Source organism: Brevundimonas sp. LjRoot202 (genome assembly GCF_964253355.1).
Classification (GTDB): Bacteria; Pseudomonadota; Alphaproteobacteria; order Caulobacterales; family Caulobacteraceae; genus Brevundimonas.
Window position 1 is genome coordinate 672,306 of the sequence record NZ_CAXUQW020000001.1, and the last position, 14,470, is coordinate 686,775.

Sequence of the window (14,470 nt, forward strand, 5' to 3'; positions counted from 1 at the left end):
TGCCGGATGCGGCGCCGGCCCCACATCTGGGAGACGAATGGTTCGACTGTTGATCAGCACCGCCCGCCGACTTGCGCTCAAGATCGCGAGCTATGGCGTGATGCACCTGGTGGTGGCGATTCTCGTCGCCTTCGCCATCACGCGCGATTGGCGGCTGGCGCTGGCGGTCGGCGTGGTCGAACCCTTCTTCCAGACCATCGCCTATTCGATCCACGACCGCGTCTGGCACCGCATCGAGCACCGCGGCATGCTGTCGGGCGTGGAGGAGGCGGCCGAGGCGGTCACCGCCCGCCTGGAGGTCATGCGGCCCGAGGAGCAGACCCGGGCCCACGGCCATGGCCACCACGGCCACAGCCACGCCCTGCCCCGCTCGTTCAAACAGGTGGCGCTGAAGACGGTCACCTATTGCCTGATGCATTTCGCGGTGGCCGTCACGGTGGCCTACGCCCTGACCCAGAACTGGCGCACGGCGCTGGCCATCGGCATCATTGAGCCGCTGGTGCAGACGGTGTTCTTCACCGTTCATGACCGGGTGTGGACGCGCATCGAGGCCCGCAAGGCAAGGCAGGCGGCGAAACTGGCCTCGGCCTAGGGCGTGGACGTCCGCCGGCAACCACCCCCTATCGAGCCGGCCTCGGCGCAGGGAATCACCTCCTGAAAGACGTCCGGCGGGTCGAATCGAGCCACCACATTCTCTCGTGAACCACAGCCCACCTCGAAATAGCTTCCGTTCGATCCCCGGCCCATCGCGCGAACCTCGGCGACATGGCAGCCGGCGAGTTCAGTCCCGGTCAGCCGGGATTGAAACGCCTCCCTGTCCTCGCGGCGCGACGTCAGGCGACATTCGCCGCCTTGCGACGACACGATCAGGCAATCGGTGACGAGCCAACCATCTGCGGACGGTTCGAGCCAGTATCCCGAGGGGCCCACGCAACCGATCTCATAGATGAAGTCCTGCCGGGGGTTGACGCCCGTTATCCGGCCCTCCTGCACGACACAGTCGACGCCGGCCGAAGCCGCGATCCGGGCATAGTGTCGCCGCGTGTCCGCGTTCTCCCTGAGCCGGCACGATCCCGATCCTCGCCCGCGTTCCGCGATAGCCAGACAGTTGATCGCCCGATAGGTCGGTCCGCCGATGACGACGTAGCCCGGCGCATCGGCGCAGGCCACCTCGTAGTGGGTCGCGCCGTCCGCGTCTCGCCCCCTCAGGACCCCGTTGGTCACACGGCAAGAGACTCCCGCCCGGTCGACGGCTTCCTGGGCGGCGTTCGTGGCGATCGGGTCCCTCCCGAGGCGGCCTCGCATCGTCGTGCCGTAATCGCGCACTTCCTGGGCGGCCGCCGGCGAAGCGCTGGCGATCAGACCGACACAGAGCAGCAGCTCAGGACGCATTCTGGCTCTTTGTTCCTCGTGGCGTGCGGCCCAACGGCCTCATCTAGCGCTTGTTCAGGGCCACGAGGAAGACCTCGGCGCTGTCCTTGCGGCTCGACTCTGGCTTGACGTACTTCACCGTCTCGAACTCGGCCCGCAGCCGCGCCAGCACGCCGCCCGCGTCGCCGCCCTGGAAATTCTTCGACACGAAATGCCCGCCCGGCTTCAGCGTGCGGATGGCGAAGTCGGCGGCGATCTCGATCAGGGCGATGATCTTCAGGTGATCGGTCTGGCGGTGGCCGACGGTGTTGTGTGCCATGTCGGACAGGACGAGGTCGGGCGCGCCGCCCAGCAGGTCCATCATCTGCTGGTCCACGCCGGGCTGCGTGAAGTCCGCCTGGATCAGGGTCGCGCCGGGGATTGGCTCGATCGGCAGCAGGTCGACGCCGACCACGGAGGTCGCACCACGCTTCAGCGCCACCTGGATCCAGCCGCCGGGGGCGGCGCCGAGATCGATGACGCGGCTGCCCTGCCGGATCAGGTGGAAGCGGTCGTCGATCTCAAGCAGCTTGAAGGCCGCGCGGCTGCGCCAGCCCTCGGCGCGGGCGCGCTCGGACCATTTGTCGGACAGCTGGCGCTTGATCCACTGCTGGCTGGACATCGACTTGGTGTCCGCCGTCTTCATCTTCGTGCCCATGCCGCGGCCAGCCGCGGTCCCGCCGGAGGGCGGGCGGACCATGCGGCGGCGTTCAGCGGGCTTTTCGTCGTCGCTCATGCCTCTCCCATAGCCCCGACCGCGTTCACGGGCTATGACCCCGCGACATTTCAAAGGAGCGCGCCGATGGCCGACGAAACCCTGACCTTCACTCTCGACACCGGCGACGGCGAAGCCCGCGACGTGGTCATCAAGCTGCGCCCCGACCTCGCCCCCGGCCACGTGGCCCGCATCACCGAGCTGGCGAAAGAGGGCTTCTACGACGGCGTGGTCTTCCACCGCGTCATCCCCGGCTTCATGGCCCAGGGCGGCGATCCGACCGGCACCGGCACCTCGGGCTCGAGCAAGCCCAACCTGAAGGCCGAATTCTCGGCCGAGCCGCACGTGCGCGGCGTCTGCTCGATGGCCCGGACCTCGGATCCCAACAGCGCCAACAGCCAGTTCTTCATCTGCCTGGACGACGCCACCTTCCTCGACCGCCAGTACACGGTGTGGGGCGAGGTCATCGAGGGCATGGACAACGTCGACGCCCTGCCCAAGGGCGAGCCGCCCCGGTCGCCGGGCAAGATCGTCAAGGCGACGGTCGGCTGAAACCAGGCAGTAGGCAGTAGGGGTTAGGCAGTAGTCGATCCATGTCGGCGGCGGCCTTCCTACTGCCTACTGCCTACTGCCTCCCCCTACTCGATCTCGACGACCTCGACCCGGGCTCCGTTCAGCACCAGGGCGATCTCGCCACGCTTGAGCTTCAGGGCGTCCTCGCCGAACAGCTGGCGGCGCCAGCCGTGGAGGGCGTCGACCTCCGCATCGTCGCTGAGGGCGATCTTCTCGAGATCGGCGACATTGGCGATCAGCTTGGTGGCGACGCCGGCGTTGTCGCTCTTGGCCTTGAGCAGCACCTTGAGCAGCTCGACCACCGACGGCGGGGCCGGCTGGTTGTGGGCGGGGCGCTCCAGCTTGGGGGCGTGAGCCTCCGGATCGGCCAGCACCCGCTTGAGTTCGGCGGTGAGTTCGAGGCCGAGACGCGAGGCGCCGAAGCCCTTGGGCACCGAGCGCAGGCGGTTGAACGCCTCGGCGTCGGTCGGTCCTTGGGCCGCGATCTCGTCGATCGCGTCATCCTTGAGGATCCGGCCTCGGGGCTGGTCACGCTCCTGGGCCGCGCGCTCGCGCCAGACGGCGGTGGCGACGAAGGCGGCGAGATATTTGGCCGAATACTTCTTGGGCTTCAGCCGCTTCCAGGCCTTTTCGGGATTGGTGTCGTAGAGGGCGGGATCGGTCAGGTCCTCCATCTCGGCCATGACCCAGTCGAGCCGCCCCTCCTTCTGCAGGCGGTCGCGCAGCTTTGGATAGAGGGCGGCGAGGTGGGTGACGTCGCCGAGGGCGTAGGTCAGCTGGGCGTCCGACAGGGGCCGGCGGGCCCAGTCGGTGAAGCGGCTGCCCTTGTCGACCTCCTGACGCAGCATCTGGCGGACCAGCGCCTCATAGGAGACCTGATCGCCGAAGCCGGCGGCCATGGCGGCGACCTGGGTGTCGAACATCGGCTTGGGCATGGCGCCCAGTTTGACGAAAATCTCGGTGTCCTGCCGCGCCGCGTGGAAAACCTTGATGATCTTCGGATCGCGCAGCAGGTCGAGGAAGGGTTCGAGATCGAGACCGTCGGCCATCGGATCGATGATGGCCGCGTCCGTGGCCGAGGCCGCCTGGATCAGGCAGAGGCGCGGCCAATAGGTCGTCTCCCGCATGAACTCGGTGTCGACCGTGATGAAGGGCTGGTTCGCGAGCCTGGCGCAGAAATCGCGCAATGCCTCGGTGGTGGTGATCGGCGTCATTGGGATGCTATAGCCCCGCGCACCGCGGTTGTGGCAAGAGCCGCCGCACAAATCCGCCCACTGATTCAGGCCCGTGACCGATGAGCGACACCCCCGAAAGCCTGCGCAACGGCCTCACCTACGCCGACGCTGGCGTGGACATCGACGCGGGTGAGATGCTGGTCGACGCCATCAAGCCGCTGGCGAAATCGACCCGCCGGCCCGGCGCCGAGGCTTCGCTGGGGGGATTCGGAGCGCTGTTCGATCTCAAGGCGGCCGGGTTCGAGGACCCGCTGATCGTCGCCACGACGGACGGCGTGGGCACCAAGCTGAAGATCGCCATCGAGACGGGACGGCATGACGGGGTCGGCGTCGACCTGGTCGCCATGTGCGTCAACGATCTGCTGGCCCAAGGCGCCGAGCCGCTGCTGTTCCTCGACTACTACGCCACCGGCAAGCTGGAGATCGACGCGGCGAAGCGGGTCGTGGCCGGGATCGCCGAAGGTTGTCGCCAGGCCGGCTGTGCGCTGGTCGGCGGCGAGACGGCCGAAATGCCGGGGATGTATTCGGGAGGCGACTACGATCTGGCCGGCTTCTCGCTGGGCGCGGTCGAGCGCGGCCACGCCCTGCCGTATCTGGACCGGCAGGCGGCGGGCGACGTGATCATCGGGCTCGCCTCCTCGGGTCCGCACTCGAACGGCTATTCGCTGATCCGCAAGGTGGTCGAGAAGTCCGGCCTCGGCTGGGGCGACGACGCGCCCTTCGCCAAGGACCGGACCCTGGCCCAGGCGCTGATGGAACCGACCCGCATCTATGTGAAGCCGGTGCTGCCGCTGATGAAGGCGGGGCTGGTCAAGGGCGCCGCCCACATCACCGGCGGCGGCCTGATCGAGAACCCGCCGCGCTGCATCGCCGAGGGGCTGCACGCCGAGTTCGACTGGGACGCCATTCCGATGCCGCAGGTGTTCCAGTGGCTGGGCGAGACGGGCGGCGTTTCGGATCACGAGATGCGCCGGACCTTCAACTGCGGCGTCGGCTTCATTCTGGTCGTCGCGCCGGAGAACGCCGAGCCGGTGCTGGCCGCCCTGCTGAACGCCGGCGAGGTCGCCTTCGTCTGCGGGCAGTTGGCCGCCGACTAGAGCCGCCCGGGCGGCGAGGCCGGCGCATTGACCGTCGCCCTCCGCCCCGGCAAGGTCCGCGCCTTCCACATCATGAGGTCGCCGATGCGCGCGCTGTCGATCGCCCTGACCGGGCTGTTGCTGGTCTCCGGTTCCGCCGCGGCGCAGACCCCCGCCCCGTCCGAGCATGTGCTGCTTCACCAGGTGGCGGGCGAGGTCCGGCCCGAGCGGATGCGGGCCGACATCGAGGCCCTGGTCGGCTTTGGCACCCGCCATACCCTGTCGGAGACGCAGTCGGACACGCGCGGCATCGGCGCCGCCCGGCGCTGGGCCCAGCAGCAATTCGAAGGCATCAGCCGTGACTGCGGCGGCTGTCTGACCGTGGTCACCCCGTCAGACACCGTCACCGGCCGCCGCGTGCCGACGCCGACCGAGGTGGTCGACATCGTCGCCATCCAGCGCGGAACGGGCGATCCGAACCGGGTCATCGTCATCTCCGGCCACATCGACTCGCGCGTCACCGACGTGATGAATTTCACCGACGACGCGCCGGGAGCCAACGATGACGCCTCGGGCGTGGCCGCGGTGCTGGAGGCGGCGCGGGTGCTGTCGAAGCACCGGTTCGACGCCACCCTGGTCTATGCCGCCCTGTCGGGCGAGGAGCAGGGCCTGCTGGGCGGCAAGATCCTGGCCGACTACGCCCAGGCGCAGGGCTGGCGGGTCGAGGCCAATCTGAACAACGACATCGTGGGCAACTCCGAAGGCCAGTCGGGCGTGCGGGACACCACCCGGGTGCGGGTCTTCTCGGAGGGCACCAAGACCGTGGAGACCCCCGCCCAGGCCGAGCGCCGTCGCTACAACGGCGGCGAGGTCGATTCGTCGTCGCGGAACCTGGCGCGCTTCATCGACGCCATCGCCGACCGCTACCTGACCAATTTCGACGTCGAGATGATCTATCGCACCGATCGCTACGGCCGCGGCGGCGACCAGGTCGAGATGCTGCGCCACGGCTTCCCCGCCGTGCGCATCAGCGAGGGCGCCGAGAACTATGACCGCCAGCACCAGGACCTGCGGGTCGAGGACGGCGTCCACTACGGCGACACCATCGAGGGGGTGGACTTCGCCTACCTCGGCCAGGTGGCGCGGCTGAACATCGTTTCGATGGCGGCGCTGGCCAATGCGCCCGCCACCCCGCTCGGCGTGACCATCGAGGGCGCGGTCAAGCCGGACACCACGTTGGCGTGGGAGGCGGTCCCGGGCGCGGCGGGCTATCGCGTCTGGTGGCGGTCGACGACGGCCCCGCAATGGACCCATAGCCGCTGGGCCGGCCCGGCGACCGGGATGGTGCTCCCCGGCGTGGTCATCGACGACTACTTCTTCGGCGTTTCGGCCGTCTCCGACGACGGCTACGAGAGCCCGGTGGTCTTCCCGGGCCCGTCCGGATCGTTCGTCTCGGTCGGCGACCCGGCCCCTCCGGCCCGCTGATGCCAACCCTGCCTCCGGGCCGCGTTCGCGTCGCCGTCCTGATTTCCGGCTCCGGCTCCAACATGGCCGCGCTGGTGGACGCGGCGCGTGCCGACGACTGCCCGTTCGAGATCGCACTGGTGCTGTCGAACCGGCCCGACGCCGGAGGTCTGGCGATCGCGCGGGAGAAGGGCGTCGCCGTCGCGGCGGTCGACCATCGCGTGTTCGCCAAGGATCGCGAGGCGCACGAACGGGCGGTCGACGCGTTGCTGGGGGAGCACGGGATCGAGGTGGTGGCCCTGGCCGGCTATATGCGTTTGCTGACCCCGTGGCTGGTGCAGAGATGGACGGGGCGGATGCTGAACATCCATCCCAGCCTGCTGCCGAAATACCCGGGACTGGACACCCATGCCCGGGCGCTGGCGGCGGGCGACGTCGAGGCCGGCTGCACCGTCCATCTGGTGACCGAGGGCGTCGACGAGGGGCCGGTGCTGGCGCAGGCGGCCGTGCCGATGCTGGCGGACGACACCCCGGCCTCGCTGGCCCAGCGGGTGCTGACGGCGGAACACCAGCTGTATCCGCGGGCGCTGGCCGACTTCTGCCGGTCGCAGATGAGAAGTTTGTAATCTGGCGTGTTTCGCCGCGACAGGGCTCGTGGCTTGAGTCAGGTTGCCGCCGGATTTCAATCGGGGGCTCTCATGCTCAAACTTCGTCTCATGGCCTGCGCGGCCAGCGCTGTTCTCCTGCTCGCGGCCGGAGCCGCCGCCGCCCAGAGCGCGCCGCCGATCGTCGAGATTCCGTCGACGACCCAGGCCGAAATCGGCGAGTTCGGCTTCGACGCCGCCGGCATGGACACCGCCGTGGCGCCCGGCGACGACTTCAACCGCTTCGCCAGCGGCGTCTATCTGCGGGACACGCCGATCCCGGGCGACAAGACGTCCTACGGCGTGTTCGACATGCTGTACGACCGCTCCCAGGACAATCTGAAGGCCCTCATCGAGGAGAGCGCGGCCGCCCCGACTTCGAGCCCGGAGGCCGCCCGCATCGGCGCCTTCTACGCCAGCTTCATGGACGAGGCGGCGGTGAATGCGCTCGCCGCGAGCCCGCTGCAGGCCGACCTCGCCGAGGTCCGCGCCGCCGACACCCATGAGAAAATCGCCGAACTGATGGGCCGCACCCAGGGCGGCTTCGGATCGAGCCTGTTCGGCGCGGCGGTGTTCGAGGACCTCAAGGAGCCGGACAAGAACAGCGCCTACATCGTCCAGGGCGGGCTCGGCCTGCCGGACCGCGACTATTATCTGGAAGCCAGCTTCGCCGAGCAGAAGGCAGGCTACCAGGCCTATGTGGCCCAGGCGCTGACGCTGGCCGGCTGGCCTGACGCGGAACAGGCGGCGGCCGACATCGTCGCCTTCGAGACCCGTATCGCCGAACACCACTGGACCCAGGTCGAGAGCCGTCAGCTGGAGAAACTGTATAATCCGACCACGGTCGCCGACCTGACCACGACGGCCCCGGGGTTCGACTGGACCGCGTGGGCGCGCGGCGCCGGTCTCGACAGCACGCCGACGCTGATCGCCATGAACAACACGGCCTTCCCCGGCATGGCGTCCGTCTTCGCCGGGACGCCGGTCGAGACCCTGCAGTCCTGGCAGGCGTTCCACATCATCGAACAGGCGTCGCCCTATCTGTCGCAGGCGTTCGTCGACGCCAATTTCGACTTCTTCGGCAAGGTCCTGAACGGCCAGCCCGAGAACCGTCCGCGGTGGAAGCGGGGCGTGCAACTGGTCGATGGCTCGCTCGGCGAGTCGCTGGGCAAGGAATATGTCGCCCGCCACTTCCCGGCCGAGTCCAAGGCCCAGATGGAGGAATTGGTCGCGAACCTGCGCCTCGCCATGACCGCCCGCATCGAGGGGCTGGACTGGATGAGCCCCGAGACCCGCCAGCAGGCGCTCTACAAGATGAGCCGTTTCGGGGTGAAGATCGGCTATCCGGAGCAGTGGCGCAGCTATGACGGCCTGCGGCTGGAGCCCGGCGACCTGTACGGCAACGTCGAACGCTCGTCGGCCTTCGAATGGGCGTGGAACCTCGGCAAGCTGAACAAGCCGGTCGATCCGCTGGAATGGGGCATGACGCCCCAGACGGTGAACGCCTATTACAACCCGCCGCGCAACGAGATCGTCTTCCCGGCGGCGATCCTGCAGGCCCCGTTCTTCGATCCGAACGCCGATCCGGCCGTGAACTACGGCGGCATCGGCGCGGTCATCGGCCACGAGATCACCCACGGCTTCGACGACCAGGGCCGCAAGGTCGACGGCGACGGCGTGCTGCGCGACTGGTGGACCGCCGAGGACGCCGCCAAGTTCGAGGAGCGGGCCAAGGTGCTGGGAGCCCAGTATTCGGCGCTGAGCCCGTTCGAGGGCGCGACCGTCAACGGCGACCTGACCATGGGCGAGAACATCGCCGACCTCGGCGGCCTGCTGCTGGCGCTGGACGCCTATCACCTGTCGCTGAACGGCGAGGCGGCCCCGGTGATCAACGGCCTGACCGGCGACCAGCGGGTGTTCCTCGGCTGGGCCCAGGTGTGGCGCGAGAACATCCGCGACGAGGCCCTGCGCCAGCAGGTCACCGTCGATCCGCACTCGCCCGCCCAGTATCGGGCCGGGGCCACGGTGCGGAACATCGACGCCTGGTACGAGGCGTTCGGGGTCCAGCCGGGCGACGAGCAGTACCTCGCGCCGGAAGCGCGCGCCCGCATCTGGTAGGCGCGCGAACGCCGCGGAGATGATGACGGCCCCGGCGATCGCTCGCCGGGGCCGTTTTCATGATCGCCAGATCAGCGGGGGCGACGGCGAGGAGTGGTGGCCGCGCCGGCCACGCCGCCAACCACGGCGCCGGCGACGGTCGCTTCGGTATTGCCGCCGATAACCTGACCAGCGGCCGCGCCGGCGAGGGCGCCGGTCGCGGCGCGTTGTTCAACAGTGGTGCCGCAGGCCGCGAGAAGCGTCACGGCGGCGGCGGCGGAAGAGAGCTTGAGCAGGGTTTTCATGGTTGTTCCTCTGGGGAGATGAGGCCCCGGGACAACGTTCCGCTATCCGGCCCGTTCCGCCCGATTCTCGGCCAGCCGCACGGCTATGGCCAGGAAGACGACCACCGCGCAGGCGAACCACAGCGTCAGCAGGCCCCAGAGGAGAAAGGCCGCCGCCCCCAGCGCGCCGCCCGCCGTCAGGCCGACCCACAGGAGCAGGAACGGCACCCACTCCCACCGCGGTCCGCCGCACAAGGCCGTGGCGAGGCGCTGCCCCATCCGCACTAGCGTGCCGGTCATGTAGGTGAGCCCCACGCCGACGTCGCCCTGGCGCTGGAACACCGCGTTCTCGACGCCCATGGCCAGCACCACGGCCGCCATGCCCGGTCCGTTCCAGCCGACGGCGCATAGGCCCGCCGCCGCGAGCAGGAGCGCGGCCTCCACCGCCAGCACCGCCGAACGCCGCCCCTCCCCCGCCCGCCGAGCCGCCAGGGCGCCCGCGATCACGCCGAGGACGAACAGCCCGATCAGACCCGCCGCCAGCGCGGCCTGGTCCCAGCGGCCCGTCGCCGCCCCGACGCCCAGCCGCGTCAGGTTCCCGCTCATGAAGGAGACGAAGAAGCCGCCCAGCGTCATGAAGCCGACGGCGTCGACGAATCCGGCCAGCGCCGACAGGCTGGCGGCCAGCAGCACTCCTCTGTGTCCGTATTCTCTCATCCGACTCGCTTCCGCCGGGAGCCTGACACGACAACGGCCGGATCGTCACCGATCCGGCCGCGATCTGATCCAGGAAGGGTCAGCAATCAGCCGACGATCTGGTCGTCCGTGAAGAACTGGGCGATCTCGATGCCGGCGTTCTCGATCGAGTCCGAGCCGTGCACCGAGTTCTCGCCGATCGACAGGGCGAACGACTTGCGGATGGTGCCGTCAGCGGCGTCCTTCGGGTTGGTGGCGCCCATGACTTCGCGGTAGGCGGCGACGGCGTTCGGGCCTTCCAGCACCTGGACCACGACCGGCTCGGCGGTCATCTGCGAGACCAGTTCGCCGTAGAACGGACGCTCGGCGTGAACTTCGTAGAATTTCTTCGCCTGGGCCTCGGTCAGCTTGACGCGGCGCTGGGCGACGATGCGCAGGCCGGCGCCCTCGATCACGGCGTTGATGGCGCCGGTCAGGTTGCGGCGCGTGGCGTCGGGCTTGATGATCGAGAACGTACGTTCGGTCATGGGAGTGACTTCTTGTTGGGAGATTGAGGGTGGCGGGCTTATAGACGCGCCCTCCCCGGTTTCCAACCGTCCCTCTTTCTTGTGTCCCTATCGCCCGGCGCGCGGCGCCTTGCTGCTTGAGGGACAAGGTTTTTTCTTCTCGTCATGCTCCAGATCACCGACCTGACCTTCAACGCCTGGGGGCGGAAATTCCTCGAGGACGCCTCCGTCAGCCTGCCCCCCGGGGCCAAGGTCGGCCTCGTGGGCCGCAACGGCATCGGCAAGTCGACCCTGTTCAAGCTGATCCTCGGCGAACTGGCCGCCGGCGGCGACGAGATCAGCCTGCCCAAGACCGCGCGCATCGGCTCGGTCGACCAGGAACACCCCGCCACGCCGGTCAGCGTGCTGGAGACCATCCTCGAGGCGGATGTCGAACGCCACGACCTGCTGACCCGGCTGGAGACCGCCGAGCCCGAGGAGATGGGCGAGATCTGGACCCGACTGATCGAGATCGACTCCGACGCCGCTCCGGCCCGGGCGTCCGAAATCCTCGTCGGCCTCGGCTTCGACCAGGAGAACCAGCAACGGCCGATGTCGGAGTTCTCCGGCGGCTGGCGCATGCGGGTGGCGCTGGCGGCGGCCCTGTTCGCCGAGCCGGACATGCTGCTGCTCGACGAGCCGACCAACTACCTCGATCTCGAAGGGGCGCTGTGGCTGGAAGCGCGGCTGAAGAAATACCCGCACACCGCCCTGATCATCAGCCACGACCGCGAACTGCTGGATAACTGCTGCACCCACATCCTGCACCTCGCGAACCGGACGCTGGAGCTCTACACCGGCAACTACGGCCAGTTCGAAAAGGCCCGCGCCGAGAAGGCCAGGCTGCAACTGTCGGCCAAGGCCAAGCAGGACGCCGAGCGCGCCCACCTGCAGGCCTTCGTCGACCGCTTCAAGGCCAAGGCCTCCAAGGCCGCCCAGGCCCAGTCACGGATGAAGCGGCTGGCCAAGATGCAGCCGGTGGCCACGACCATAGAGGAGCGGGTCGCGCCCTTCACCCTGCCCTCGCCGCCGCGCCCGCTGGCCCCGCCGCTGATCCGGCTGGAACAGGCCAATGTCGGCTATGAGCCGGGCAAGCCGATCCTGCGCAATCTCAACCTGCGCATGGATCTGGACGACCGCATCGGCCTGCTCGGCGTCAACGGCGCCGGCAAGTCGACCTTCGCCAAGATGATCGCCGGCGCGCTGAACGTCGAAAGCGGCGAACTGCACCGCGACCGCAAGATGCGCGTGGGCTGGTTCCACCAGCACCAGATCGAGGCCATGGACCCGACCGACACGCCGCTGGAGATCGTCCGGCGGGCGATGCCGGATGCGACCGAGAGCAGCCGGCGCTCGAAGCTGGCGCAGTGGGGGCTGGGCTACGAGAAGCAGGAAACCACCGTGGCCTCGCTCTCTGGCGGCGAGCGGGCGCGGCTGCTGCTCAACCAGGTGGCGATGGACGCACCGCACATCCTGATCCTCGACGAACCGACCAACCACCTCGACATCGACAGCCGCCGGGCGCTGCTGGACGCGCTGAACGAGTATTCGGGCGCGGTCATCCTGATCACCCACGACCGTTCGCTGATGGAGCTGGTCGCCGACCGGCTGTGGCTGGCGGCTGACGGAACGGTGAAGCCCTATGACGGGGACATGGACGACTATGCGAAGTTCGTGCTGGACCGGGCGAAACAGGCCGCGGTGAAGCCCAGTCAGATCAAGGTGGAAGCGGAGGCGAAGCCGGCGCCTGCGGGAGCGCCGGCGAAGAAGGCCGACAAGAAGTCCGGCCCCTCGCCCTCGACCCTGCGCCACGCGGTAAAGAAGGCCGAGGAGCGGATGGCCGCCCTGACCGCCGAGGTGGCGCGCATCGACGATGATCTGGCCAACGCCGCGATCAACAATCCGAAGGCGCTGGAGGGGCTGACCCGGGCGCGGGCGAAGACCCAGGCCGATCTGGAAGCAGCGGAAGCCGCGTGGATGCAGGCCGAGGAAGCGCTGGCGGAGGTCGCCTGAACCGGCCATTCTTGCGGGGATGGACATGAGCGTCACCCCCGCCCCCGAAATCTGGTTCTACCACCTTGAGCGCTCGACGCTCGACCAGGTGCTGCCCGGCCTGCTGGAGAAGACGCGGGAGCGGGGCTGGCGGGCGCTGGTTCGCGCCGCCGGCGAGCGTCTGCTCGACGACATAGATGAACGGCTCTGGACCTACCGGGACGACAGTTTCCTGGCCCACGGCCGGGCCTCGGAACCCGAAGCGGCCCGCCAGCCGATCCTGCTGACGCAGACCGGTGAGAACCCGAACGGCGCTCAGGCGCTGTTCATCGTGGACGACACAGAGCTTGGCGATACGAAAGGGTTCGATCGATGCTTCATCATCTTCGACGGCAGGGACGAGGCGGCGCTGACCGCGGCCCGGGTGCGCTGGAAGACGCTGAAGGACGCCGGAGCCAACCTCGCCTACTGGAAGCAGTCGCCCGAAGGACGCTGGGAAAAGGCGGCCTGATCGCGTTGGCGGCGCTGGCCGGGTGCGAAACCCCGGCCTCGGACGCGCCCGCGCCGCGCGCCGTCGAAAAGGCCCAGATGAGCCAGCCGGTGGGCGTCCGCCCCGCCAATCCGACGACCGATCTCTGCCGCGCCGGCGAAATGCAGTGGCTGGTTGGGAAACTGAAGACCGAGATCCCCGTTCCGGTGGATGTGGTCAATCGCAGGGTGACCTGCACGACCTGCCCCGTGACCGAGGACTATTCCCCCCATCGCCTGAACATCTTCTTCGACGAACAGACCAACATCATCGAACAGGTCCGCTGCGGCTGAGGCCGCCCACGGGAGACGCGCCATGAAAATCCAGTTGCTCAGCCTCGCCGCCGGTCTGCTGGCCGCCGCCTGCGCGCCGATCGAGCCCGCGCCGCCGGGCGACGACCTGTCCCAGTGCCGGGCCGACCGGTACCAGCAATATATCGGCCGTCACCGGTCCGAGCTGCCATCCCAGCCGGCCAATGAGACCTGGCGCGTGACCTGCACCACCTGTCCCGTGACGATGGACTACAGCCCCAGCCGGCTGAACATCTTCTACGAGGAATCCAGCGGCGTCATTCGCGAGGTCAAATGCGGATGAGGGCGGTCTTCCCCGGTTTCGTGGCATTGGCGCTGGCAGCATGCGCGCCGGTGGCCGAAACCCCGCCGTCCTCCGACTTGCAACAGTGCGGCGCCGAGGCCGCCCGCTCGCTGATCGGCACGCACGTGGGGGCGGTCAGTTTTCCGGCGGACGCCAATGTCCGCATCGTCTGCACCACCTGTCCAACCACCAAGGACCTGCGTCCTGACCGGCTCAATATCCGCTTCGATCAGGCCTCGGGCATTATCAGGAGCGTAGAATGCGGTTGATCGTCATATCCCTCGCCACCGTGGTGGCGCTCGCGGCCTGCACCGAACAGGCTCCCCCGTCGGCGCCGGCCGACGAAGCCACCACGCCTGCGCCGTCGGAACCACGTCCGACGCCCCCGGCGACCAACGACCCCGCGACGCCGGCTCCGACCGACGCCTGCGGCGCAGCCGAGCGTCAGAGCTGGGTCGGCCGCGCCCGGTCGGACCTGCCGTCGGCCCCCGCCGACGCCGACTGGCGCATTTTCGAAACCGGCCAGCCCGTCACCCAGGACCTGCGTCCGAACCGGCTCAACATCGAGATCGATCCGGATAGCCAGACCGTGGTGCGCCTCAGCTGCGGCTGATCC

General features: G+C 68.8%; 18 protein-coding genes. 12 read left to right on the forward strand and 6 right to left on the reverse strand.

The features are described from left to right. Nucleotides 1-37 precede the first annotated feature (37 nt). The gene (locus tag ACSQ1L_RS03705; RefSeq protein ID WP_435992058.1) at nt 38-592 is read left to right on the forward strand and encodes a DUF2061 domain-containing protein; all 555 of its coding nucleotides are present in this window, start codon (nt 38-40) and stop codon (nt 590-592) included. On the opposite strand, the gene ACSQ1L_RS03710 is transcribed toward ACSQ1L_RS03705, so the two are convergent. Next, entirely contained in the window at nt 589-1,392 is an 804-nt protein-coding gene (locus ACSQ1L_RS03710; protein WP_435992060.1) for a hypothetical protein, read from the reverse strand. The genes ACSQ1L_RS03705 and ACSQ1L_RS03710 overlap by 4 nt on opposite strands. A 43-nt stretch (nt 1,393-1,435) precedes the next feature. Further along, nucleotides 1,436-2,146: an RlmE family RNA methyltransferase gene (locus ACSQ1L_RS03715; protein WP_435992062.1), complete on the reverse strand. Its 711-nt coding sequence runs from the start codon at nt 2,144-2,146 to the stop codon at nt 1,436-1,438. Nucleotides 2,147-2,212: 66 nt separating this feature from the next. Here ACSQ1L_RS03715 and ACSQ1L_RS03720 point away from each other — a divergent pair, with 66 nt between their 5' ends. Beyond that, a complete protein-coding gene (locus ACSQ1L_RS03720) occupies nt 2,213-2,677 on the forward strand; it encodes a peptidylprolyl isomerase (protein ID WP_331030157.1) in 465 nt (154 codons plus the stop codon). A gap of 86 nt (nt 2,678-2,763) precedes the next feature. On the opposite strand, the gene rnd is transcribed toward ACSQ1L_RS03720, so the two are convergent. Next, complete coding sequence (gene rnd, locus ACSQ1L_RS03725; RefSeq protein WP_435992065.1) at nt 2,764-3,912, reverse strand: ribonuclease D; 1,149 nt, start codon at nt 3,910-3,912, stop codon at nt 2,764-2,766. 80 nt (nt 3,913-3,992) lie between these two features. Between rnd and purM the strand changes: the two genes are divergently transcribed. The 4 genes from purM to ACSQ1L_RS03745 all read left to right on the forward strand — a co-directional run bounded on the left by purM (nt 3,993) and on the right by ACSQ1L_RS03745 (nt 9,235). After that, nucleotides 3,993-5,030 (forward strand): phosphoribosylformylglycinamidine cyclo-ligase, encoded by a 1,038-nt coding sequence (gene purM, locus ACSQ1L_RS03730; RefSeq protein ID WP_435992066.1) that lies wholly within the window; start codon nt 3,993-3,995, stop codon nt 5,028-5,030. Between the two features lie 27 nt (nt 5,031-5,057). Continuing rightward, complete coding sequence (locus tag ACSQ1L_RS03735) at nt 5,058-6,494, forward strand: M20/M25/M40 family metallo-hydrolase (protein ID WP_435992068.1); 1,437 nt, start codon at nt 5,058-5,060, stop codon at nt 6,492-6,494. Continuing rightward, a complete protein-coding gene (purN, locus tag ACSQ1L_RS03740; RefSeq protein WP_435992070.1) occupies nt 6,494-7,099 on the forward strand; it encodes a phosphoribosylglycinamide formyltransferase in 606 nt (201 codons plus the stop codon). The genes ACSQ1L_RS03735 and purN overlap by 1 nt, the downstream gene beginning before the upstream one ends. Before the next feature lie 72 nt (nt 7,100-7,171). Then, a complete protein-coding gene (locus ACSQ1L_RS03745; protein WP_435992072.1) occupies nt 7,172-9,235 on the forward strand; it encodes a M13 family metallopeptidase in 2,064 nt (687 codons plus the stop codon). A 71-nt stretch (nt 9,236-9,306) separates the two neighbouring features. On the opposite strand, the gene ACSQ1L_RS03750 is transcribed toward ACSQ1L_RS03745, so the two are convergent. The 3 genes from ACSQ1L_RS03750 to ndk all read right to left on the reverse strand — a co-directional run bounded on the left by ACSQ1L_RS03750 (nt 9,307) and on the right by ndk (nt 10,721). Beyond that, nucleotides 9,307-9,519, reverse strand: coding sequence for a glycine zipper 2TM domain-containing protein (locus tag ACSQ1L_RS03750; RefSeq protein ID WP_435992074.1), 213 nt, complete (start codon nt 9,517-9,519; stop codon nt 9,307-9,309). Nucleotides 9,520-9,561: 42 nt separating this feature from the next. Beyond that, a complete protein-coding gene (locus ACSQ1L_RS03755; protein WP_435992076.1) occupies nt 9,562-10,215 on the reverse strand; it encodes a YoaK family protein in 654 nt (217 codons plus the stop codon). Between the two features lie 86 nt (nt 10,216-10,301). Beyond that, nucleotides 10,302-10,721: a nucleoside-diphosphate kinase gene (gene ndk / locus ACSQ1L_RS03760; RefSeq protein WP_435992078.1), complete on the reverse strand. Its 420-nt coding sequence runs from the start codon at nt 10,719-10,721 to the stop codon at nt 10,302-10,304. A gap of 144 nt (nt 10,722-10,865) precedes the next feature. On the opposite strand from ndk, the gene ACSQ1L_RS03765 reads away from it, so the two are divergent. The 6 genes from ACSQ1L_RS03765 to ACSQ1L_RS03790 are packed head-to-tail and all read left to right on the forward strand — an operon-like array spanning nt 10,866 to nt 14,467. After that, a complete protein-coding gene (locus ACSQ1L_RS03765) occupies nt 10,866-12,752 on the forward strand; it encodes an ABC-F family ATP-binding cassette domain-containing protein (RefSeq protein ID WP_435992080.1) in 1,887 nt (628 codons plus the stop codon). 25 nt (nt 12,753-12,777) lie between these two features. Further along, nucleotides 12,778-13,242, forward strand: a complete 465-nt coding sequence (locus tag ACSQ1L_RS03770; RefSeq protein ID WP_435992082.1) for a DNA polymerase III subunit chi — start codon at nt 12,778-12,780, stop codon at nt 13,240-13,242. A gap of 5 nt (nt 13,243-13,247) precedes the next feature. Further along, nucleotides 13,248-13,553: a hypothetical protein gene (locus tag ACSQ1L_RS03775; protein WP_435992084.1), complete on the forward strand. Its 306-nt coding sequence runs from the start codon at nt 13,248-13,250 to the stop codon at nt 13,551-13,553. A gap of 22 nt (nt 13,554-13,575) precedes the next feature. Beyond that, a complete protein-coding gene (locus ACSQ1L_RS03780; protein WP_435992086.1) occupies nt 13,576-13,854 on the forward strand; it encodes an I78 family peptidase inhibitor in 279 nt (92 codons plus the stop codon). Further along, nucleotides 13,851-14,123: a hemolysin gene (locus ACSQ1L_RS03785; protein WP_435992088.1), complete on the forward strand. Its 273-nt coding sequence runs from the start codon at nt 13,851-13,853 to the stop codon at nt 14,121-14,123. The genes ACSQ1L_RS03780 and ACSQ1L_RS03785 overlap by 4 nt, the downstream gene beginning before the upstream one ends. Beyond that, a complete protein-coding gene (locus tag ACSQ1L_RS03790; protein WP_435992090.1) occupies nt 14,114-14,467 on the forward strand; it encodes an I78 family peptidase inhibitor in 354 nt (117 codons plus the stop codon). Before ACSQ1L_RS03785 ends, ACSQ1L_RS03790 begins: the two co-directional genes overlap by 10 nt. Nucleotides 14,468-14,470: the final 3 nt, after the last annotated feature.